The sequence below is a fragment of the Methanoregula sp. genome, assembly GCF_041645475.1.
GTDB lineage: Archaea > Halobacteriota > Methanomicrobia > Methanomicrobiales > Methanospirillaceae > Methanoregula.
The window spans coordinates 106,714-127,928 of record NZ_JBAZQA010000001.1 but is presented as its reverse complement, the minus strand read 5'-3'; the positions used below and the strand labels follow the sequence as shown (position 1 = coordinate 127,928).

The 21,215-nt window shown below is 55.7% G+C and carries 22 protein-coding genes; 9 read left to right on the top strand and 13 right to left on the bottom strand.

The annotated features are described in order from the left end of the window. Positions 1–4: 4 nt before the first annotated feature. The 4 genes from WC598_RS00625 to WC598_RS00610 form a co-directional block, all read right to left on the bottom strand. Complete coding sequence (locus WC598_RS00625) at positions 5–436, bottom strand: hypothetical protein (protein ID WP_372959526.1); 432 nt, start codon at positions 434–436, stop codon at positions 5–7. A gap of 1 nt (position 437) precedes the next feature. Beyond that, a complete protein-coding gene (locus WC598_RS00620; RefSeq protein ID WP_372959525.1) occupies positions 438–740 on the bottom strand; it encodes an ArsR/SmtB family transcription factor in 303 nt (100 codons plus the stop codon). A gap of 196 nt (positions 741–936) precedes the next feature. Then, a complete protein-coding gene (locus WC598_RS00615) occupies positions 937–1,416 on the bottom strand; it encodes a hypothetical protein (protein ID WP_372959524.1) in 480 nt (159 codons plus the stop codon). Between the two features lie 204 nt (positions 1,417–1,620). Next, entirely contained in the window at positions 1,621–2,253 is a 633-nt protein-coding gene (locus tag WC598_RS00610; RefSeq protein WP_372959523.1) for a type I 3-dehydroquinate dehydratase, read from the bottom strand. A gap of 148 nt (positions 2,254–2,401) precedes the next feature. Between WC598_RS00610 and WC598_RS00605 the strand changes: the two genes are divergently transcribed. From WC598_RS00605 to WC598_RS00590, 4 genes are all read left to right on the top strand, one after another. Further along, the gene (locus tag WC598_RS00605; RefSeq protein WP_372959522.1) at positions 2,402–2,938 is read left to right on the top strand and encodes a hypothetical protein; all 537 of its coding nucleotides are present in this window, start codon (positions 2,402–2,404) and stop codon (positions 2,936–2,938) included. Next, positions 2,935–5,613, top strand: a complete 2,679-nt coding sequence (locus tag WC598_RS00600; RefSeq protein WP_372959521.1) for a DUF3656 domain-containing protein — start codon at positions 2,935–2,937, stop codon at positions 5,611–5,613. The genes WC598_RS00605 and WC598_RS00600 overlap by 4 nt, the downstream gene beginning before the upstream one ends. Before the next feature lie 91 nt (positions 5,614–5,704). Then, on the top strand, positions 5,705–6,373 hold the full coding sequence (gene tpiA / locus WC598_RS00595; protein WP_372959520.1) for a triose-phosphate isomerase: 669 nt from the start codon (positions 5,705–5,707) through the stop codon (positions 6,371–6,373). A 329-nt stretch (positions 6,374–6,702) separates the two neighbouring features. Further along, on the top strand, positions 6,703–7,101 hold the full coding sequence (locus tag WC598_RS00590; RefSeq protein WP_372959519.1) for a pyridoxamine 5'-phosphate oxidase family protein: 399 nt from the start codon (positions 6,703–6,705) through the stop codon (positions 7,099–7,101). An 85-nt stretch (positions 7,102–7,186) separates the two neighbouring features. On the opposite strand, the gene WC598_RS00585 is transcribed toward WC598_RS00590, so the two are convergent. Beyond that, complete coding sequence (locus WC598_RS00585) at positions 7,187–7,741, bottom strand: CBS domain-containing protein (protein WP_372959518.1); 555 nt, start codon at positions 7,739–7,741, stop codon at positions 7,187–7,189. Between the two features lie 243 nt (positions 7,742–7,984). Between WC598_RS00585 and WC598_RS00580 the strand changes: the two genes are divergently transcribed. From WC598_RS00580 to WC598_RS00560, 5 genes are read left to right on the top strand one after another with little or no spacing between them, the layout of a single operon-like run. Then, positions 7,985–8,179, top strand: coding sequence for a hypothetical protein (locus WC598_RS00580; RefSeq protein ID WP_372959517.1), 195 nt, complete (start codon positions 7,985–7,987; stop codon positions 8,177–8,179). Then, positions 8,176–8,982, top strand: coding sequence for a hypothetical protein (locus WC598_RS00575; protein ID WP_372959516.1), 807 nt, complete (start codon positions 8,176–8,178; stop codon positions 8,980–8,982). The genes WC598_RS00580 and WC598_RS00575 overlap by 4 nt, the downstream gene beginning before the upstream one ends. Further along, entirely contained in the window at positions 8,979–9,851 is an 873-nt protein-coding gene (locus WC598_RS00570; RefSeq protein WP_372959515.1) for a RimK family alpha-L-glutamate ligase, read from the top strand. Before WC598_RS00575 ends, WC598_RS00570 begins: the two co-directional genes overlap by 4 nt. Before the next feature lie 5 nt (positions 9,852–9,856). Continuing rightward, positions 9,857–10,345, top strand: coding sequence for a YkgJ family cysteine cluster protein (locus WC598_RS00565; protein ID WP_372959514.1), 489 nt, complete (start codon positions 9,857–9,859; stop codon positions 10,343–10,345). Between the two features lie 4 nt (positions 10,346–10,349). Then, complete coding sequence (locus tag WC598_RS00560; protein WP_372959513.1) at positions 10,350–11,459, top strand: glutamate-cysteine ligase family protein; 1,110 nt, start codon at positions 10,350–10,352, stop codon at positions 11,457–11,459. Between the two features lie 350 nt (positions 11,460–11,809). On the opposite strand, the gene WC598_RS00555 is transcribed toward WC598_RS00560, so the two are convergent. The 8 genes from WC598_RS00555 to WC598_RS00520 form a co-directional block, all read right to left on the bottom strand. Beyond that, a complete protein-coding gene (locus WC598_RS00555) occupies positions 11,810–12,964 on the bottom strand; it encodes an ATP-binding protein (RefSeq protein WP_372959512.1) in 1,155 nt (384 codons plus the stop codon). A gap of 239 nt (positions 12,965–13,203) precedes the next feature. Next, the gene (locus WC598_RS00550) at positions 13,204–15,384 is read right to left on the bottom strand and encodes a methyl-accepting chemotaxis protein (protein WP_372959511.1); all 2,181 of its coding nucleotides are present in this window, start codon (positions 15,382–15,384) and stop codon (positions 13,204–13,206) included. 330 nt (positions 15,385–15,714) lie between these two features. Further along, positions 15,715–17,397 carry a PAS domain S-box protein gene (locus WC598_RS00545; RefSeq protein ID WP_372959510.1) on the bottom strand — a complete coding sequence of 561 codons (1,683 nt, stop codon included), beginning with the start codon at positions 17,395–17,397 and terminating at the stop codon, positions 15,715–15,717. A gap of 116 nt (positions 17,398–17,513) precedes the next feature. Then, positions 17,514–18,035: a hypothetical protein gene (locus WC598_RS00540; RefSeq protein ID WP_372959509.1), complete on the bottom strand. Its 522-nt coding sequence runs from the start codon at positions 18,033–18,035 to the stop codon at positions 17,514–17,516. A gap of 63 nt (positions 18,036–18,098) precedes the next feature. Then, entirely contained in the window at positions 18,099–18,443 is a 345-nt protein-coding gene (locus WC598_RS00535; RefSeq protein ID WP_372959508.1) for a helix-turn-helix transcriptional regulator, read from the bottom strand. Between the two features lie 22 nt (positions 18,444–18,465). After that, positions 18,466–18,702: an LSM domain-containing protein gene (locus WC598_RS00530; protein WP_319375493.1), complete on the bottom strand. Its 237-nt coding sequence runs from the start codon at positions 18,700–18,702 to the stop codon at positions 18,466–18,468. Between the two features lie 89 nt (positions 18,703–18,791). Beyond that, positions 18,792–19,892, bottom strand: coding sequence for a fructose-1,6-bisphosphate aldolase/phosphatase (gene fbp / locus WC598_RS00525; protein ID WP_372959507.1), 1,101 nt, complete (start codon positions 19,890–19,892; stop codon positions 18,792–18,794). Positions 19,893–20,068: 176 nt separating this feature from the next. After that, positions 20,069–21,211 carry a class II fructose-bisphosphate aldolase gene (locus WC598_RS00520; protein ID WP_372959506.1) on the bottom strand — a complete coding sequence of 381 codons (1,143 nt, stop codon included), beginning with the start codon at positions 21,209–21,211 and terminating at the stop codon, positions 20,069–20,071. Positions 21,212–21,215: the final 4 nt, after the last annotated feature.

Genomic DNA, 21,215 nt, shown 5'->3' with positions numbered 1-21,215 from the left:
CCCGCTACTCCGCCACATTCTCAAGGATGCGCTCGATCTTCTCGAGTTTCTTCTCCATCCCGTCCACTTTCCCGTTCATGATCGCAAGCTGTGCGCCGGCATCTTCCCGGCCGGCTTTCTGCTCGGCAAGCGTGTCCAGCTTAGCAAGCATTGCATCGAGGTACTTCTCGATCCAGGTCCTGATCCGGGTTACGGCCATGTAAACCACCATGATGATGAGGATGAGAAGGAACACCTGGGGGAGGATCCCCGCAAGGGCCAATGTCATGGCCCCGAGACCCTGGCCGGCATTGAATGCTGCCTGGTCATTCTGGTTTGACATCGCATACATCTGCACAATCGCCACTACCATGATCATTGCAATGAGCAGGATGGTCAATGCCATCACGGTCTTGGTGATCCAGTGAAATCCCCTGATCGTTTTCATACACTCCATTTCAGACATCTCCCGTTTTTGTAAGTACATCCAGGTTCACTACCAGTTCAAAGGGCATTGCCCGGTAATACCGCCGGAGGTACGGCGGCTCTTCGGCAACCCGGTTGGTGCCGGTGACGAGCCCGGCTTTTTCCAGCTGCTTTAAGTAGATATTCACGAGAGGGCGGGAGATCCCGACCTCTTCAGATATCTCCCTTGCAAACTTTTCGTTCTGGATTATCGCCCTGAGTATGTTGAGCCGCTGCTCGTTTCCCAGAAATCCCAGGATTTGCGCCAGTTCGGGAAGCGTGACCGGGTCCAACATGCTATGTGTTTAATTATTTTTACACATGATAAATATTTTGTATCGGGCCGGTAAACCCGGGAATATCTTCCAGCGCTGCGGGAGACGCAGGTTCAGCTGCGGAAAAATCCTGCGATACTATCGCACAGCGGGAAAATGGCCGGGCCGGAAGAGACGGAAAGCTTCAGGGCCAAAAAAAGAGAAAGGGGATCCGCAATTATCTCATTGACTGGATTGTCTGGTCCATGACCTTGTACCGGACACCGGAAGAGGTGATAAAGACCTCGACCCGGTCGGCGTTCTTGGTTCCGGGAGCAACGATCTCCATGCCGGCAGCAAGTTTCTTGCCATCGTTCATGGTGTATTCCTTGAACTCGGTTGCCGAGGTGTAGACCCGCATGGTGATGGTATTGGTGTACAGGTTACCCGGGCCGCCTTCGTACAGGAGATGGATCTCGGAGGTGGGGCGGTCTTTTGTTAAGGAGATGCTTACGGACTGAGCCGCTGGCAGCGTCTGGACGGCTTCGCCACCCACGGAGGTTGTTGCAACCGCAGCCGGAACCGTTGTGGGAACCGGGGTGGAATCCGGAGTCGGGGTCGGTGTTGCCACGGGTGTAGGTGCAGGCGAAGTGCAGCCGGCAGCAAGTACGCACAGGATTACCGCAAACGCGGTGATGAGGATTGCCAGATGTTTCATAGGAGAAGCCTTGATCGCAATCCGTATATCTCCTTTGTGTTTCAAAGGAAGCCGGGACAAATAAGAAAAAACGCGGGGGGTGATGCAGTTTCTTTTAGCGGGGTTTTTCTAAAAAAATTTCTGAAGCGTTATCTGAAGCGTCCAATGAACTTCAGGTAACGTGGGAACCGGGCAACATTCGGGCCGGGTGCGGGAAATCTGTAATTATCCAACAAGCATCTTCCGGAGCCTTACAAACTCCTCGACCGAGTACTGCCCCTCGGCCGTTGCCGGGCCGACATTGCAGTACACGAGCTCCGAGCCAAAGAGCGGCAGCACTGCCCGGGCAAAGCGGAAGGTGCTTCCCATGACACCGGTGCAGATCGGGAGTTTGATCTCGTTTGTGAACGCGATGAGCTCGATGATGTCGCTCTCGCTCCTGGGCGTAACAATGATCTTCACGATATCCCCGTACGAGCGGAGCTCGCGTTCCAGCACAAAGAGGACATGGAGGGGCATCATGATGGGAGCGTGGTGGGACGCGATGATCTTCTTTTTCGCTTCCTTTACGCAGACCGCGTTCCGGGCAAAACCCTGTTCAACGTCAACAACGTCCACGAGCGGGAGAAGCGGCCGGATCCGGTCCTCCCACTCTTCAGCAGTCCCGAAATAACGGCCGCCTTCCTGTGCCGAACGGAACGTGGCAATGATCGGAAGGGACGAGAGGTTCCTGCACTGCCGCACCGCTTCTGCCGGATCGGTCTCCATCAGGTCAAACCTGAGCTCGATGATATCTGCTCCCTGCTGTTCGGCAAGGGACGCATTGGCCGGGTCCGTGAGCGCTGCAACAATCTTCATGTACCCGGTGTTTGGCGGCGGGTTACAAAAAAGATGCGTACCGGTTTCCGGAATCGGGCCGCGAAGGTTGGCGCATGCCCGGCCGGAATGTTAAGGACCCATGAAGATACCTGTTTATTTCCCCGAAAGCAAACACTATTCCACGGCTATGGAACCAGCAACCGTCTCCCTGTTCTTCAAAAAAAGTGTCCGGGCACTGGCGCGTTTTATTCTTGTCGCACTCATCCTTCCGCTCCTTCCGGTCCTGTTTTTGAATGTTCCCCTGCCCCAGACCCTCGCGGTCCTGACAAGCGGCCTAATCATCGAGTACGGCGCAGCACCGGTCGGGCTTGCGCTGGGCTTATCCCCATGGATTGTCTTCTATATCCTCATGTGCACCGAGACCGGCCTCTTCCTCGGGCTCTATGATATCTTCAATACCATAGGTGAGACCTCGGCCCCGGTTGGCCGCTTCCTCAAAACAACGCACCAGTACGCCCACTCGTCGGCCAACGTGGAACGGTACGGGATCTTAAGCCTGGTTCCCTGCGAGATCCTTCTCGGGGTCTATATCTGTGCGCCGCTCTCGTGGGTGCTCGGGTGGCAGGAGAACCGTGCGCTTCTCGTGACCATGGCAGGATATGTTCTTTCGCTTGTCATCACCATTCTTCTTACCATGGGACTCTTCCGGGTGTTTCTGCCATGACCACACCCTCCAGCCAGCAGCCATCGCGGGCTCATGATGAAAAGCCAGTACCGGAACTCCTTGCCCCGGCCGGATCTCCCGAAGCGTTCCGGGCGGCAGTGGCTGCCGGGGCCGATGCAGTTTACTTAAGCGGGAAACGGTTCGGGGCCCGGAAATTCGCCTCGAACTTTGATGATGACGAGATACGGGAGGCGATCCGCTATGCGCACACCCGCGGGGTTCTGGTCTATGTCACGGTCAACACGCTCATCCATGACCGCGAACTTGGCGGGGTGGCAGAGTACCTCATCTGGTTGTACGGGATCGGGGCAGACGCGGTGCTTGTCCAGGACCTTGGCGTTGCCGCACTGGCGCGGGAGATTGTCCCCGGCCTTACGCTCCATGCTTCGACCCAGATGACCATCCACAACACGGATGGCGTTCTGTGGGCCGCTGAGCACGGGTTCTCGCGGGTTGTGCTTGCCCGCGAACTTTCGCTTGCGGAGGTGCAGAGGATTGCGGAGGCAACCCGCGAGACCGGTATCGGTCTTGAGGTCTTTGCCCACGGGGCACTCTGTTACGGCTACTCCGGCCAGTGCCTTCTCTCATCGGTCATCGGGGGGCGGAGCGGCAACCGGGGCACGTGCGCCCAGCCCTGCCGGAAACCCTATGTCCTCGTCACCGGCAATGCCGATGAGTATGGCCTTCCACAGAACCTCCGGGAAATCAAGGTTCCGGAGAACTATCTCCTCTCGCCAAAAGATCTCTGTACCTATCCCCGGCTCCCGGAACTTGCCGGCACGGTCGCATCCGTCAAGATCGAGGGCCGGATGAAATCCCCCCAGTACGTTGCAATCGTTGTTGCGGCCTACCGCAGGGCGCTTGACGCGATAGCGGCAGGAACCTGGCACGAATCCCCGGACGTAATCCGTGATCTCGGCCTTGCCTTCTCCCGGGGATTCACCCGCGGCTATCTCTTTGGGGACCGGCACGATGCCCTCATGGCCCGCGATGCACCGGACAACCGGGGCATGGAGGTGGGAACCGTTACGAAGTTCGATCAGAAGGGCGGGAGTGCCACGATCCGGCTCAGGGGCACGTACATCCCCGCACCCGGTGACGGAATCCGGTTCTCCGGTTCCAACGGGCAGGAGGAGTGGGGCTTTTCCCTTAATACCATACCTTCAAAAACCCGTGACGGCATAATCATGGCAATCCCCCGAGAAGTCCGGCCCGGGACGGGTGTTGCCGTCACCTTCTCGCGGGAGCTCGAGAACCGGGCAAACCGGATCGTATCCGATCCAACTCCGGATCTGCTCCGGCCCGTGCCGCTCGATCTTGCCCTTGCCATCCGGGATGATGGCTCCATGACTGTTGAAGGCATCATCCGGATTCCGGGAAAGGACGCTGTCCCATTTGATATGAGCCCGGAACTGCGCATGGAACCGGCCCGCTCGCAGCCACTTGGCCGGGAGCAGCTGGCACAGCAGCTGAGAAAGACCGGCGGTTCGCCCTTTGCAATCCGGAACCTTTCCCTGGAATATGCCGGGAACCTTTTTGCGCCGGTCGGGAAGATCAACCATGTACGCCGGGAGATCCTCGCAAAGGCCGAAGAGGCACTGGTCCGTTCCTCCCTCCCGGCACCGGAAGACGTGGCGCAGGCACGCAGGCGATGGGAAACCGTCCGTGACCGGTGCCCTGCATCCGGTTCCGCATCCCAGGGCCCTCCCCTCTCCACCCCCCTCACGTTAGCTGTGTACGCTGATTCGGTTGAAGGAGTCCGGGCAGCTGCAGAATCCGGTGCAGACAGCATCTGCTTTGAGCCGGATATCGTCATGCCCGGACATACCTGCAACCTGAATTCTTCCAGGAAACCGGTAGCCGAAGAGGTACTGGACGCAATGAAGATATGCCATCAGGCGGGCACCCGCTTCATCCTGAAGTTTCCCCGGATCACGCGGGATGTGTACCTTGATGCGGTGCTCCCCCATCTGTCCCGGCTCACCGGGGAAGGCCTTGCTGAATGCATGGTGGAGCATCCCGGCACGGCTCATGCCCTGCTCCGGTCCGCTCCCGCACTCACGCTCTCGGGCGCTTCCGGTCTCAACATCTTCAACAGCACAGCCGCAGCAGCGGCCGGGACATCCTGTCATCTCCTCACGCTCTCGCCCGAACTCTCCGGCCAGGAGATCGCAGCACTCATTCAGCAGGCAAGGAAGGCCGGAGGTGCACAGGCACCGGCATTCGCGCTGATTGTCCAGGGAACAAGCGAGGCGATGGTCACAGAGGACTGCATCATACGGATTCCATCGCATACCTGCAGCGGACCCCATGAGACCCGCGGCAAAACCGGTACCGGGTTCCTTGGCCTGCGCGACGAGACCGGCCGCATCTTTCCGGTCCGGGCGGACGGATCGTGCCGGACCCGGATCGGCAACTCCGCTGAACTCTGCCTCATCGACCATCTCCCTGCAATCCGGCAGGCGGGAATTAATGAAGTTGTGATCGATGCACGCGGCAGGCCGGCCCGGTATACGCAGGAGATGACCCGGATCTACCGCGCCGCGGTCGATTATACCAACACGACAAAAGCCTCCCACAACGACCGGCACCTCTCTCTCTGGAAGGAAGAGGCAAAGAAGATCTCCTGCGGCGGGATCACGACAGGTCACTTCCTCCGGGGCCTGAAGGAATAACAGGGGCAAGAATTTTCTTCCAGCCCGGGCCAGATATATAATTATCACCCGATGTCCCGAAAAGCGGGACTGGCGGGTAAGGAGACGGAGAATGAGTTCCCCTCTGGTTCTGGTAAACTTAAAGACATACAAGGAAGGCATGGGCAACCGGGCCCACCTGATAGCAAACGAGGCCCAGCGCGTGATGCAGGAGAGCGGGGTCACCATTGGCCTTGCCCCGTCGTACATAGACCTCCACCCGCTCGCCCACCACTTCGCGATACCGGTCTATGCCCAGCACGTTGACGGCTGCGAACCGGGGGCAAACACCGGCCATATAACGGTCGAGGCGATCCGTGTAGCAGGAGCGGCCGGGTCCCTCATCAACCACTCCGAGCGGCGGCTGACCCTCGCGGAGATCGAGTCCTCGGTGCGTGGCCTCATGGCCCAGAAGCTCATCTCGGTTGTCTGCACGAACAACGTGAACACAAGCGCTGCAGCAGCGGCACTAGGCCCGGACTATGTAGCAATCGAACCCCCTGAACTCATCGGGAGTGGAGTCTCCGTCTCGAAAGCAAATCCGGATATCATCAAAAATTCCGTTGCAGCGGTCCACGCGGTGAATCCGAAGGTAAAAGTCCTCACCGGTGCCGGTATCCAGACCGGGGAATGCGTCAGGATTGCCGTTGATCTCGGGACGGATGGCGTCCTGCTTGCGTCAAGTGTGGTAAAATCAAAAGAGCCGGGAAATGTGCTGCGGGATCTGGTATCAAAACTCTGACACCGCAGAATTATCAAAAAACAGGAAAATTCTTTTTTTATTTCAGGAACAGGTACCAGATTGCCACGATGATGATGAAGAGAACAACGCCGATACCAATCACTGTCATGCTGCTGACTTCGGTGGATTCTTCTGCCATAGTAATACCTCGCGTGGCAACCGGCCACGACAAGTATTCCTCGGGCATTGACACTATATAAATATATTTGGCCCGGCGCCCGCACGATAAAAAACAGAACGGTTAATCCAGAAGTATCCGGTTAGTTTCAAAAAGAATACTGTCATTTTTATTACTCTTTGCCGGTAATTCTTTTCCGGAGAAGACAGCAATGGTTGCACTGACAACGGAGATCCGTGAGTCGCTCGCCGGGACAAAGACGGTGTTCCTGGCAACATCCTCGAAGAACAGCGTGCCAAACGTAGTCCCGATCGGGGCATTCAAACTCATCGACGAAGAAACCCTGCTCATATCGGACCAGTACTTCCACAAGACCCTGCAGAACCTGGCGGAGAACCCGGTGGTTGCCCTCTCCTGGTGGGGAGAGAAGGGCGGCTTCCAGATCAAGGGGCCGGTGACGCTCCACAAAAACGACGAGATCTTCCGGCAGGATGTGGCGTGGATGAAGGAAGTCAGGCCCAACCTCGCCCCGAAGTCCGCAGTTGTCATGAAGATTGCCGAGGCCTACCACGTGAAGCCCGGTGCCGATGCCGGCAAAAAAATACTCTGAACAAGTTTTTATTTTATCAGTCAAATTTTCTTTTTTTAATGAATCCGCAGTCAGTAAGGTGTAAAAAAAACCTGCGGCTCCCGGATCAGACGATGAGGGAGATCAGGTCGTGCTTGGTGATAACACCCCGGACCAGCCGGCCTTCAACAACCAGCACGGCATGGTTCTGCTGGAGGATGTTTATCACGGTCTCGACATCCATGTCCGGAGGAACGGTTGGAAAGCCGGTCTCCATGAAATCCCTCACCGAGAACTGGTGGGATTTGTGCAGCCGCTGCTGCTCTATTGCTTTTACGATCACCGACTCGGAGATGCACCCGACCGGTATCCCGCGCTCGATCACCGGCAGCTGGGAGATGTTGTTCTTCTCGATGATCTCGACCGCCCGGCTGATCGCATCTTCCGGCTGCACGGAGAGGACGGGGGTATGCATGATCTGGGACGCGTGGATCTTCCGGGGCTCTGAGCTGTTCAGGACAACCAGGATCTTGTTGAGTGTACTGACCCGGGGGTCCACGTTGCCGGCCTCGATCCGGGCAACCATGGACTGGCTGATCCCTGCGCGTTTGGCAAGTTCAGTCTGTTTCATGCCGAGTGTCTCACGGCGTGAACGGAGTTCTTCGGGAGTTGGGATATGCATCGTTGATTACTAGTGGTGATATGACCACATCAATGTTCCGGCAGATCCACAATCCTGAAAAAGGATGGGTGGTATGACGACAGTCATGGATAAAATGATAACCGGAGGTGCCGGCCGGAAGCACCTGCCGGTTATGCATATCAGTCATTTTTTAGCCGCGGCGCAACATTCTTTAAAGGGGACAGGATTATAGCTGTTATCGATAGGTGATCCAATGCAAGTGAAGCTGGATCAGTGTTCAGCATGAACGAATGTCCCGACAGCGATGATGATGACGATGGGAACCAACGGTGGTTCTCTTCCCTTTTTATCCTGCGGCCCCGAAAAGAGGCCCGCGGGATCTCTCCAACCGGAGAACAGATTCCTGACCATCTCACGGTATTGTACCGGTACGGCACGATCCCCGTACGCGGCCACTGCGGGATGATCGCACCATGAACAATAGACCGGGGGCATATCCCCAGGTCCCCCTGGCCGGCAGCCTGACACATGGTGAATGCGCCCCCTCCTGTGTCCCGCTTGTCCCCCACATGGCGTGCGGGCCGGTGATGACCGATCACGCATGTCTCCTGCCAAAGAAGCACGGCACAAAGCCGCAGCAAAAAAAGGAGCAGGCTCTGGTAAAAGACGGACAGTACACGGTCCTGCGGGATGGTACGATCCACGTTATCAGCGAGAGTTACGTGTACAAGACCGAATCCTATTATGCCCTCCTCCAGCATGAACTTGAGGGAAGAGCGGTCCGTCCCGCAAGCAGTGCAGTCATCGATGCCTATGTTGTACCCGTCTGCCTTGAGCGTGCAAGCCAGGCAAAAATCCCGGTCTGCGAGTGGGAGATCTCGCAGGGCTACTTCCCCATCCCGTCCATCCTGTACGGCCTCAACTACTTTGCCACCGCGTCGGACTTCTTCGTAGTCGACGACAATGAACGGGCAAAAGAGGTGGTAAAACACATAACGAACAAGGGCAAATACCCGTTCTGTTACCAGAAACTCCCGGATCATGCCGCGATCCGGCGCAGCGTTGCCATCTTTGGCAGGACCATGGCACAATCCGGCCCCATCAATGCCATCGCTGAAAAGGTGTACGAGGTCTTTGGCATCCCGCTCGTGACCATCGTGATGGTGCAGGAGGGGGATTTACTTAAGCTCTCGTCCCTCACCCCGACAAAATATTCGCAGCTCTCGCACGAGGAGCGATCGCTCCTTTCGGCGTACATCACCCACCAGGAGTTCCTATGAGCAGGCTGGGCATTTTCGTTGACCGCAAGACGCTCTCGAACGCCGAGCAGCTGGGCGCACTCATCCGGTGCCGGGACGTGGCCGAGAACCTGGGCCACAACGTGGACTTCCTCTTTCCCGTTGACATCAACAAGATCAAAAAGATGGATGCCCTCTTCATCCGGGCCCGGACCGACCCGATGAACGTCACGTACGTTGCTGCACGGATGGCAAGTTCCCACAACATCCCGGTCATCGATGACCCGCAGTCCATCCAGATCTGCGGGGACAAGATCAACATGTACTCGCACCTGATCAAAAATCACGTTGCGCTCCCAAAGACTGTCTTCTTGTCCCGGCACGACCTCAACGCAGAGTGCGTAACAAACCTCTTTGCAGAACTCGGGACACCGCTCATTGTCAAGGAGCCGTCCACCTCGTTCTCGCTCCGGGTCGAGAAAGTGAACGATGTTGAGAGCTTTATCCGTGTTGCCCGGCGGTTCAACCGGCTCTCGGACTGGATTGTTGTCCAGCAGTACATCGAGAGCAAGTACGACTGGAGAGTTGGCGTGCTTGACGGGAAGCTCCTCTACATCTGCAAGTACACCATCCCCTCGGTCACGTTCAAGATCCAGGCTTCGGTTAACGGGCATATCGTGTACTGCGGGGTCGAGAGCGTTCCTCCCGAAGCGGTTCCCCCTCACGTGATCCAGCTCGGGATCGATGCTGCCAATGCTATCGGTCACGGCCTCTATGGCGTGGACATTAAGAACAACAACGGCGATGCGTGCGTCATCGAAGTGAACGACAACCCGTCCATCGAGAGCGGGGAAGATGACTGCTATCCCAGGGTTTTCGAGCAGATCGTACATCACCTGCTGCCGGCGTGAGTGCCATGACGGAAGACTGGCTGAAAAAAGCAGAGGATATCTGCGAGACCTGCGGGGGACACTGCTGTACGGGCGCATGCCCGCCGCTGAGCCCCGAGCGTATCGTAATTATCCTTGATCAGGGCAATTATGCAGACCGGATCAAAAAGGATGGCTACCATTTTATCCGGACAAAAGAGAACGGCGAATGTTCGATGATCCAGGACGGCAGGTGCGCCATCCATGCCGTGAAGCCCGAGACCTGCCGTGCAGGTCCGTTCACGTTCGATGTGAAAGGGGACATCATTGAGATCTTCCTGAAGTACGAGAGCATCTGCCCGATGGTCCGGCTCCTCAAGGAGGTGCCCGAAGCCTATGAACAGCAGTACAACCATGCGCTCCGGCACATCCCGCACCTTATCTCCCGCCTCCCGCAAGAGGAGCTTGACGTGATCTGCCGGATCGAAGAGCCGGAGACCGAGAAGGTTGCAGAAATCAAACGGCAGTACCTCTGATCCCATGACCATCGGAACCGAGCACGAATACTCGATCAGCGATAACACCTTTTGTCCCCTGCCGGTCTCGGACCAGATCCTCAAGTCCATCTGCGGCCGGTTCGAGAGCGAGATCCTTTTCGGTGACGTGAAGCTGGGAAAGGAACTCCAGAAGACCGTGCTCGAGATCGTTCCCCGCAGCCCTGCGGACGAGATTTCCGGGCTTGAGACCCAGGTCTACCGGGGTGTCCGGAAATTCTACGATATGTTCCAGGATCGTTACCATCTCCTGGGTCTCGGGATGCACCCGACCCTCCGGCTCAGCGAGACCTCGGTCTGGGATCACGACGAGGGGGAGTACTACGAGGTCTATGACCGGCTCTTCAATATCCGGCAGCACGGGTGGCTGAACATCCAGGCCCTGCAGGTCAACCTCTCCTATAAAAATGAGAAAGACCTTGTTGGCACGTATAACCGGATCCGGTCCATCCTCCCGTTTCTCATCGCGGTCACTGCCGCGTCTCCCCTGGTGGAAAGCCGGCTCACCGGAACATGCGACAACCGGCTGGTCTATTACCGGGAGAACCAGAAGGAGATACCGGAGATTTGCAACAATATCCTCCCGCTGAAGATACGTACCGTTGCTGATTACCATACGGCACAGGAGAACGTGTTTGCTTCCCTGCGGGAACACGGGGCAGATATTCTCTGCGAAGAGTGGGTCAACTCCTCCGGGCTCATCATCCGCTTCTCCCGCAGGTGCCTTGAGATAAAAGCCCTGGACGAGCAGGAATCCGTGCACTCGGACATGGCGGTCTGTGCTTTTGTCAGGTCCCTCCTCCGGTGCAGCACCCTCCCCATCGATACGGACGAAGGGGCGCTTCTGGACTGCATGGAACTTGCGATAAAGAGCGGGACCGCAGGACTGAAACCGGAACTCAGGAACCTGTACACCGCTGCATGGCAGAAAGCAACTGCGGACGAACGCCGGTACCTGCCGGTTATTGAAGACCGGATCGAGAGGGGGAGCCTTGCGGAGCTCATGAGCAGGAGATTCTCCCGCGATTCAGCGATACAGCCGGTCCTGGCTGAACTTTCTGCCTGCCTCAAAGAGAACCGGAGCTGGACCGGCTGATCTCCCGGCCCGCCATTGTACTCCCTGCTGCGGATAACCGGAATACGGGTATTTCCCGGCCCTCTTTTTGCCTCCTCCCGCATTTTTTTTCAACTGCAGCGATCCCGTGGACCCTCGGTAAAACGTCTCTGCTGCTGCGGCAGTAGCATCTCCGGAGATGACGGGCATTCCGAGAAACCAGAATGAAACCCTGACGGGATAATCTGGGTTTTTGGTATTTGCCTCCCAAATTACCTCCCATCCGAAAGGAAGGGGGAGTTTCCCCTATCGTGAACAGAACACGGATGAAAACCTTGAAAATTATTACGGCAGGGCAAAATATGCCTAAGGGCGTGCCGGTTCATTTTTCATCAGGATACCGGATCACCGTGGCCGGCATTGTCCCCGCCAGCGCGGCTCCTGCAGTCGGGCAGGGAAAATGAGAACATTGCACCGGCCCCGACCTTGCTCTCCGCCCAGATCCGTCCGCCATGGCGATCGATAATCCGGTATACCGTAGCAACACCGATTCCGGTTCCCGGAAACTCAGACTCGGTGTGGAAGCGGGTGAAGGGCCGGAAGAGGTTTTCTGCTGAAGCTGCATCGAACCCGGCACCGTTGTCGCTGATGGAAATGACCGTTTGCCCGGCATCAGTTTTTTTCCGGATGGCAATCTCTGCCCCACTCGTTTTTCCGGTAAACTTCCAGGCATTATCCACCAGGTTCTGCATTGCCATCATGAGAAGGGTCCGGTCGCCGTATACCACCATCCTGTCATCAATCTCTACCGTCACATCCCGGCCCGGCTGCTGCTCCTTGAGAGTGGTGGTGATATCCCAGACAATCTTCGAGAGATCCACTTCCTGGCATTCGAGCGCGAGCCTTCCGGCCCGGGAAAATTTGAGCAGGCTCTCGATCATAACGTTCATCTTCACGCTTGACGCCCGGATGCCATGTAAGTAGTTCCTGACATTTGGGTCCAGATCCTTTTCCGCGATATTCTGGATAACGCCGCAATAGCCGTCAATCACCCGCAGCGGGGCCCGCAGGTCATGGGAGATGGAATAACAGAACGCTTCCAGTTCCTCATTTTTCAGACGGAGTTCAACTTCCTGGCGTTCAACCCGTTCCTTTGCCCGCTTCTTCTCCGCCAGCTGGAAGATCATGTTCCGGAGTTCGGCAAACTGGGCTTCGATCTCCATACCTTTCTGGAGGTAGTAGGCAGCCCCGCTGTTGAGTGCCTCGATTGCAACCTCCTCCCGGCCTTTGCCGGTAAAGATGATAAACGGCGTCTCGTTTCCCATTGATTTCAAGGTTTTTAAGAGGATGATGCTGTTCGTGCCCGGGGGGAGTTCATAGTCGGCAACAATTACATCAAAGGAACGGGTGGTAAGAATGGCGAGAGCCTCATGCGAAGAGTGTGCTGTAATGATATCCCGGAACCCGCTCTCTTCGAGAAAGACCCGGCTCAGGCTGAGAAAATCGGGATCATCGTCAATGAGTAATAATCCGATATCGTTTTTCATGAGGAATCATTCCGGCCCGGATTTACGGGATGCCGTCCGTGAATAGTTCTCTGCATCCCGGTTGGAAGTTCATGCTCTGATTCACCGACCTGTATGCGAATCCGCACAGCGGGACACTCCCGCCACTACCTGATTATCTGTGAGTGGCGGGAGGTGTGGTTCCTGTTTATCCCGGACCGGTACCTGCTGGTGCGGAGGTGATACTGGCGCGGGCTGCCCGGCTGCCGGGATACTGCTGATCAGACCGTGAATTTCGCCATCTCGCGGGAGACATTATCCGCGATCTTGTTGACGTTTTCCACAACACGGTTCACTTCACTGACCGAAGCAGTTGCCTCTTCGGCAGCTGCCGCGGCATTGCTTGCTTCCTTTGCCGTGCTGTCGATCTTGGAGCTGACTTCGTGGACGCTTGCCGTAATCTCCTGGACGGTTGCTGCCTGCTCCTGGGATGCTGCGGCCACTTCTGCTGCAGCATTTGCCACACCCTCAGCGGCAACCTTGATCTTCCGGAAGGCTTCAAGTGCTTCTGCAGACATCTGGGTGCCTTTCGTAACCTGGTTTTTCGCGTCGTTCATGGCAACCGCTGCTGCCCGGGTGGATTTGTTGAGAGTGGCAATCATCTCGCCAATCTTTTCCGCGCTGCCCCTTGATTCCTGCGCCAGCGATTTGACTTCAGTTGCGACAACGGCAAATCCCCGGCCGGCCTCTCCGGCCCGTGCTGCTTCAATGGCCGCATTGAGAGCCAGCAGGTTGGTCTGGTTGGCAAGGTCGCTGATGAGCGTGACTATCTTGGAGATGCTCGCCATCTGGGTCTCGATGTCATGGACAACCTCGTACACGGTTGCCGCGGATCTGGCAATGTCTCCCATTCCCTTCTCGACATTTTCCGCAATGATTGCACCGGCTTTTGAGGCATCGCTGGCCTGTTTGGCCTGGTTGGAGACACCTTCCATGCTGGACGTAACCTGCTCGACGGCCGCATTCATGTCTTCCATTGCCTTGAGCACCTGTTCAACTCCCATGGCACTCATATCGGCATTTTCATTGACTTTCTGGGCATTTGAGGCGATATGGGCAGAGGCAGACGATACCTCGTTGAGGCTGTTGAGGGCTTCCTGTGCGGAATCTGCAAGGGTGGCGGTCTGGACACTGACCCCTTTGACTGCAGCAGATACGGACACACCGATACTGTTGAGTGCCTCCCTGAACACGATAAAATCGCCGGCAACCGGGATGGTTGCATCAAACCGGGCAGCGAAATTCTGGCGGGCGTATTCCTGCGACATCCTTAGCGCTTCATTGACCGGTTTTGTGAATGCATCAAGCGTGTTGTTGACGCCTTCGACAATCTTCCGGAAATCTCCCTGGTGCGGGGCCACATCCGCCCGTTTATTGAGTTTTCCTGCAACGGCAGCAGCAGCAAGCATGTTGGTATCAGTGATCATGAGCCGGAGCGCATCCCGCACTTCCGAGATTGCGGTATTGATGATGATGAACTGGTCATGCGCTTCCTGGGTGTTCGCATTTGCCGTTGGAAGTTCCAGATGGAAATTCAGATCGCCCGTGGCCATCCGGGTGAGGTCATTAGACAGGGTTTTAAAATACGTGCTCTGGTACAGCGTGACCTCCGCTTTTGCAGCATCTATCTTCCGCTTTTCCGTATTGTCATTATAGACCGCCATGAGGGCAACGATGCTCCCGTCTTTATCCAGGAGCGGGATGGTGTGCTGCTCGAGATAATGGATACCGGTCGGGAACTCGACCGTCACATCGCCGGTTACTCCTTTCCTTGTTTCAAGGGCCTCGCGGAGGTTATGGCCGCTCTTCTCCAGCACCTTGAAATCCCGGATGCTCATGCTCTGGAGTTTTTCTTCCGTGATCCCGCTTAAGGTAAGGAAGGCCTCGTTTGCGATTTTTATATGATACTTTGTGTCCACCAGGATGAGAGGCTGGGGATTCTGCATCATCATCGTAAAGGCAAGCTGTTTCTGTTTCTTTGCCTCTTCTGTCTGCTTTTTGATCTTTTCGGCCTGCTCTTTTTCCTTCTCGAACTCCTCAATCTCGCGCTTCACGGCCGGGACCAGCCGGGAGTACTGGCCTTTTACAATAAAGTCATGGGCGCCGGCCCGCATCGTGTTGACCGCCGTTTCCTCCCCCACTACCCCGGAGAGAACAATAAAGGGAAGCGTTATGCCGAGTTCCTTGACGAGGGCCAGCGCTTTCATGGCACCAAAATTGGGGATATTGTAATCACAAAGGATGATATCCCATGCTTCGCGGGCCAGCGCGGCCTTCATTGCTTCCGCGGACTCCACCCGGGTGTGGGTGATCGAAAGGCCCCCCTTTTGGAGCTCCAGCACAACAAGGGTTGCATCATCGGGCGAGTCTTCTACAATGAGCACGTTCAGGGTTGGTTTCATTTTACCTCAATCCGTAAGTCTCTATTTCAGGTGTCCCGTCTTTATAGTTTCCGTATTAATCCGCGCCGGAATGAGTGTACGTTTTAAAACGTGCCGATCATGGGCCATAGTAAACCCGGGAAAAGGATTGTCTCATGCACTCTGTCCCTGCGGCCTGATACCGGGAATATCCGGCCCCGGTCCTGCAACAACCGGTAAAGGCTGGATATCGCGAATGGCAGAGCACGGACAAGAAAACAGGTAAACCGGAAGGATCGGCAAAGAGTCAGATTCTGTTCACGGGACATGACCCGCCCGGTTTTTCCCGGAGAACCGGTAAAAAATGTGATCTCACAGGGTTACTTTCTTGACAATCTGCCCGTGCCGGAAGACCGTGATACCGCCACCGCTCTGCGAAACCACGATACCAACGACATTCGTCACCTGCGTGATCGCGGCAACCGAGTTGTGCCGGGTTCCCATGCCCGGCGCAAGCGAGACATTGCTCGTGTCAACCGTGATGTACCGGCCCACAGCCTCGACAAAACCGTCGCCGGTGATAACGAACGCACCATCCAGCTGCGCGAGGGCTTTGATATTCTCCTTGAGTTCGGGATTGGTCACTACCCGGAGCTCGGGTTTGTGCCCTTCGAACGGGTTGAGGATGATCTGCCGGGATTTCTCAAGTACATTTTTCGTATCGCCAATAAGGAATGTGGTGCCGACCGGCTTTCCTTCCCGGCCCTCGATCGAGATCTCCGTGCAGATGTGGAAGACTGCATCGAAGACCGCATCTTTCACATCGGAGTCGACAATCACGGTATCTTTCCAGGAATCGGTGCTGATCCGCACCTCGCCGCCCCGCTGTTTCCGGTCGGTGATGTCGTGACCTATGCAGAGGATCTCGATGATGTGCCCGTGACTGTCCCGGATCGCCTTGTTGATCCAGGCAATCCAGACCCGGTCGCCATTCCTGCGGACATTCTCGTTTACGTTCACCGCGTAGCCCTCGGCATTGAAACCAAGGTCGTTTACCATCATGGAGAGACCGTGCTGGATGCGGGTCTTCTGTGCGACAATGGTTCCCACAACGTTTTTCCCGATTACGTCCTCGCTCGTATAATCGAAGAACGTCAGGGCATAGTGGTTGAAGAATGTGATATTGCCCTGGGTATCCATACGGATGACGATACTCTGGGTGTTCTGGAGGATCTCGCGGTATTTGCCCTCGCTCTCTTTAACGGCATCGGCCATCTTCTGCCGCTCGGAATTATCCGTGATAACAAAAGTCCCGCCTTTCGTGACATCGCGGGGATCCAGGGGCTGCACCTGGATGTGGCAGGGAAGAAGTGTGCCATCTGCCTTCTGGATCCTGCACTCGGCGTGCAGAAGCCCGGCTGCATCCCGCCGGATCAAAAACTCCCGGCAGGTCTGATCGTACTCTTCGGTTGTCGTAAAAAAGGAGCGGAAATCCTTTCCCACAAGGCCGGACTCTTCTGTTCCGAGCATGACGGCAAACGGCCGGTTCACCCAGCCAAGGATACCATTTCTCATCTGGAAGATCCCAAGCGGCGTTGCCGACAGGATGGTTGCCAGCTGCTCGTTCTGGATCTTGAGATCCCGCTCGGCTTTCCGGCGCAGGGATGTCTGCTTGATGAGGTTGACCATCTCGAAGAGCTGCGGGCGGATATCGCCGGTTTTGGGAAGTGCAATCTCGGTCCCGTTGTTCACTTCCTGGAGGGCGATCTTGTTCCCACCCCTCCGGCAGAGAAGGATCACGGGAGTGGTATTCCCAAGAGACTTCAGGTACTTTAAGAATTCGATCCCGTTCATATCCGAGACGAACTCGATCCCGTTCACGTCCGGAATCTGCTCATAGGAGAGGATCACGTCAAAGGCCCGCCCTTTGAGTTTCTCGATCGCCTGCTTTATGGAATGGGCGGATTCTACCTTCATATCCCCGGTTTTTTCAAGGAAGGTGCGGATTTGCGTGAGGAGATCGGTGTTGTCGTCAATAAACAAAACTGATATCATCGGGCATCTCCCGGGAAAAATTGCGTGGAACTCACTTATATCAGGTGGATGGCCTGACGATAAATAGTTGTTGAGAACCGCGTTTGAGAGCGGTTCTGACCGATGAAAAAATAGGATTATTCAGGATCCGGAGTTGATTCCGGGTGGGAACCATCATCATCGTCTTCAGCATCGTCATCATCATCGTCATACTCCGGCTGCTGCCGGTATGTGATCCATCCCGTGATAAAGATGAGCGGAATACCCAGGGGAATTGCAAAGCCGGCCGTGAAACGTTCCAGTGCAGAGAGGCAAAAGAGAAGACCGGCCCCGAAGACCAGGAATGAAGCGTTCCTGATAGGTACCGCCTTTTCGCCAAGGGAGGCAATTAGCGTTAGGAAAAACGCGACAAGGAGCAGGATACCACCGGTTGTCCAGAAGACCACGGCAAGAATATTGTGGATTCCTGTTGTATGCCCGAGCAGGATAAAGTCGATATCCCGATTGACCGGGATAAACCCGGATCCCAGTCCTGTATACTGGTACCGGACAAATGCCCACTGCAGGTTGACCAGGAGCCAGTTGCCCCACATGTAGACGTTGAGTGGTATAAGAAGGGTAAGACACTGGAGAAGAAGGGGGATTTTGTACCTGACCATAACAAACAGGTACTCTTTTTATTGATGGGGTATTGAGCGTATCGGAACAAACCCAAAAAAAAATTATTCGTCTGTGTGCTGGACAATTGCCAGCTGGTACATCCAGTCCATGAGCGGGTGGCACTCTTCCACAATACATTCCAGCTCGCAGCCGATGCAGGGTATCAGTTCATCGCCGGCCAGGAGATCGCAGGGATTGACCGGCATCTGCTTTGCCCGCAGGAGATAGGTCTTGATCCCGTCTTTCTTGAACTCGACTCGTTCGATAAGTCCGCTGTCTTCCAGTTTCTTGACGATCCGGGAACACTTCCGGCTGTCGACACCCAGCTCTTTCCAGAGCTCGCTCTGAAGAACGCCTTCAGGCCTTGACTGAATCAACTTCAGTCCTTCATCTACCGGGTCTCCCATGAAATCCACCTCGAAACTGTGCTCAGATGACCGGGGCAATCGTGAGGATGTTATTTCCCCGGATTACGACAGTACCAAGGCTCCGGCCTCTCTGGTTGTCGACAAATTCGGTTGTCTCTTCCATGTGAATATTGAGATATTCATCAACAGCGACAAGGCGCCCCTGCAGTTTCCGGCCTTCGTCTTTGATCTCGACGGATATTTTAGAATCCACAAGCGCAAACACTTTCTTTATTGGCAAAACAATTCCGTTAACCATCTGCCCTAATTTGGGATGTAAGATAATTAAAGTTTGCTCATCGCTCCCTATACAGTGGTATATGCCGGAATCTCAAACAACGAATAAAATTATTTAAGGGAAAGGGATTCCCAGCGGTCTGCGAGTTCCGTCTCAACGCCGGGAAGGGTTGTGTATTCCATCTCGCCAAGAGAGCGCCGGTGGGGCTCGAACGGGCCCTGTGCCCGGATGATATCGGCCAGTTCATTGCAGCGGCTCCGGACCCGGTCGAATGCCGGATCATCGAACATGTCCGCAGGCCCGATCAACCGGCCATCGGAGACCTGGAATCCCATGCAGATGCACCGGGGCGGGCCATCGAAACGGGTGCAGCTCGATTCGCAGAGCCCGACCGGCAGGAAGGGGCCATGATGCGAACCCCGCATCCAGCCAGCAACCAGGACGGGAGTGCAGAACGGTTCGATAACTTCCCCTACTGACGGAAACCCGCTCTGGGCCCGGACGATCATGACCGGATCGTCTTTACCCACGTACCGGCCTGCCACAAGGTTCAGGTGCTGGGTACTTGTGGATGCTGCGATACTCCCATCCCTCCCAAAGACATGCTTGATAACATACCGCGACGGGGCGCCGATGTAGACGAGCAGGCTGTACAATTCCTCGGGACACGATAAGCGGATCTTCCGCTTGCCGATGAGATCGTGCACTTCGAAGATGAAACCCTTGTGCATGGAGGGATCGATGACAAGCCCGGACGTGTTGAAGGGATCGGCAAAGATCTTGTACAGGAAAAAGTTCCATGCCCCCGGCTCGGTCTTGTCCGCCATAAAGATGAGGACCGGATCCGATCCCCGTTCCTCGAACTCCATCTCGGCAACGCCAGGACCCATGCCCCGGACATTGCCGGAGAAGGCATCGGCAAGCAGGTCCTGCCCTGCGCCATAGAGCTTGAGGCTCTTTGCAATCTTTGTACATTCCGAAAAGACATCCCATGCAAGCCGGTGGACCTTCTCATTGTCCACGCCATGGGTATGGGTCATGATAAGTTCGAGATCATCGCCGCAGTGCGTGACAAAGGAGTCGATCAGGAGCTTCCCGTTCTCCTCTTTGAGGAGCTTCTGTGCTTTTTCAAGAAGTCTGGGGTGGATGCGGGAGTGACCCGGGAAACTTCCCACATCCGCCTTAATCACGGAGATCGTTGTCTTGGACACGAGATATCACAGTATGAGATCGCATTGTGATACTAAAAGACTGACCTTTTTGAGGGTCCGTTGGGTTATGCCTCTTCTCACGTCAGAAGTTGATAACCGGATTGATGCACCCTGAAAAACCCGAAGCGGATACCGCCAATAAGGCAAATCCAGAAAAAGAATGAAATATTCCTGAATTATTTTTTAAGAGATTTCCTTACCCGGGACGCCGACCCGTACGCGCCAAACGCCCGGAAGAAGACAAGACTCTCGGCATAGGCTCTTGCCCGGATTGCCTGACTGGTTGCGTCCTCAACCGAGTAAATCTGTTTATAGAATTCCTTGATCGCCATCTTGCAGTTGCCGTCAAAGACCTGCCGGTCTTTCTTGCCGGGGTTCAGGGGCCGGAACTTCTCGAGAGTCCATTCCTGGATCTCCTTGTAAAGCGCAGGCTCGTACACCTTGAGGATCTCGAAAACAACGTCCTGCCAGAACGTTCCGACATTGCCCTTGATGATGTCACCCTTGGGGAAATGCAGGTTGATGAGATCGCGGGGAGTACCGGTGATACCGTGCTGGGCTATGCCGACATGCAGCTTGTTGTCCCGCAGGGCTTGTGCAATCGCTTTTGTCTGGGGGATATCAATGGAGAGCTGCTCGACAACGTTCCCGTTTGCATCGTACGCATGCCCGTGCGAGCTGCCGTTTGCAATGGCGAGGACATCCGGGAAGATACCGTTCCCGTTGAGCGCCCGGATGAACTCGACCGCCTCCTCGGGGCGTGTCAGGATAAGGCCTTCCTGGTCTTTTCTCCCGATCTCCCCCACTTCCACTTCGAGGCCGAACTCTCGGTTGTTCATCCGGCTTTTAATGTGGCGGGCAAGCTCGGTGGTTACCCGGATGTTCTCCTCAAGTTCTTCCCGGACGTTCTTTCCTTCGAAATTGAAGAGGTGGGACGCGTCGATTGCAAAGGAGGTATACCCGGCGTTTACCTGGGCATCGATCAAGTCCTTGGTATCCTGGATCTCCTTTGCATCCCCTTTCTTGACCGAGATGTGATCCGCATGGAGGGCCCAGATATCAAACCCTGTTGCTTTTGCAGCCGCGCTCATCTTCTCCGAGAAGTTTTGGGGAGTCATACCGGTATACCCCCCCTTGAGATCGCATTCCGACCGTGCAAGTTCCATAAACACTACGGAGTCGGTATCCTTTGCAGCCTGGAAAATGCCATCTGCCACCGTGGCAATCCGGACATTCGCGGCCATGGCAATGGTCTTCTGGCCGGAGATGCCCTTGAGGATAGCCGAGCCGGAAATGGGAGCGTACGAGTTCTCTTTCATAAAC

Coding starts and splice junctions, on each gene's coding strand:
- WC598_RS00625 (WP_372959526.1), bottom strand. CDS start 436: ATGGAGTGTATGAAAACGATCAGGGGATTTCACTGGATCACCAAGACC.
- WC598_RS00620 (WP_372959525.1), bottom strand. CDS start 740: ATGTTGGACCCGGTCACGCTTCCCGAACTGGCGCAAATCCTGGGATTT.
- WC598_RS00615 (WP_372959524.1), bottom strand. CDS start 1,416: ATGAAACATCTGGCAATCCTCATCACCGCGTTTGCGGTAATCCTGTGC.
- WC598_RS00610 (WP_372959523.1), bottom strand. CDS start 2,253: ATGAAGATTGTTGCAGCGCTCACGGACCCGGCCAATGCGTCCCTTGCC.
- WC598_RS00605 (WP_372959522.1), top strand. CDS start 2,402: ATGGAACCAGCAACCGTCTCCCTGTTCTTCAAAAAAAGTGTCCGGGCA.
- WC598_RS00600 (WP_372959521.1), top strand. CDS start 2,935: ATGACCACACCCTCCAGCCAGCAGCCATCGCGGGCTCATGATGAAAAG.
- tpiA (WP_372959520.1), top strand. CDS start 5,705: ATGAGTTCCCCTCTGGTTCTGGTAAACTTAAAGACATACAAGGAAGGC.
- WC598_RS00590 (WP_372959519.1), top strand. CDS start 6,703: ATGGTTGCACTGACAACGGAGATCCGTGAGTCGCTCGCCGGGACAAAG.
- WC598_RS00585 (WP_372959518.1), bottom strand. CDS start 7,741: ATGCATATCCCAACTCCCGAAGAACTCCGTTCACGCCGTGAGACACTC.
- WC598_RS00580 (WP_372959517.1), top strand. CDS start 7,985: ATGAACGAATGTCCCGACAGCGATGATGATGACGATGGGAACCAACGG.
- WC598_RS00575 (WP_372959516.1), top strand. CDS start 8,176: ATGAACAATAGACCGGGGGCATATCCCCAGGTCCCCCTGGCCGGCAGC.
- WC598_RS00570 (WP_372959515.1), top strand. CDS start 8,979: ATGAGCAGGCTGGGCATTTTCGTTGACCGCAAGACGCTCTCGAACGCC.
- WC598_RS00565 (WP_372959514.1), top strand. CDS start 9,857: ATGACGGAAGACTGGCTGAAAAAAGCAGAGGATATCTGCGAGACCTGC.
- WC598_RS00560 (WP_372959513.1), top strand. CDS start 10,350: ATGACCATCGGAACCGAGCACGAATACTCGATCAGCGATAACACCTTT.
- WC598_RS00555 (WP_372959512.1), bottom strand. CDS start 12,964: ATGAAAAACGATATCGGATTATTACTCATTGACGATGATCCCGATTTT.
- WC598_RS00550 (WP_372959511.1), bottom strand. CDS start 15,384: ATGAAACCAACCCTGAACGTGCTCATTGTAGAAGACTCGCCCGATGAT.
- WC598_RS00545 (WP_372959510.1), bottom strand. CDS start 17,397: ATGATATCAGTTTTGTTTATTGACGACAACACCGATCTCCTCACGCAA.
- WC598_RS00540 (WP_372959509.1), bottom strand. CDS start 18,035: ATGGTCAGGTACAAAATCCCCCTTCTTCTCCAGTGTCTTACCCTTCTT.
- WC598_RS00535 (WP_372959508.1), bottom strand. CDS start 18,443: ATGGGAGACCCGGTAGATGAAGGACTGAAGTTGATTCAGTCAAGGCCT.
- WC598_RS00530 (WP_319375493.1), bottom strand. CDS start 18,702: ATGGTTAACGGAATTGTTTTGCCAATAAAGAAAGTGTTTGCGCTTGTG.
- WC598_RS00520 (WP_372959506.1), bottom strand. CDS start 21,211: ATGAAAGAGAACTCGTACGCTCCCATTTCCGGCTCGGCTATCCTCAAG.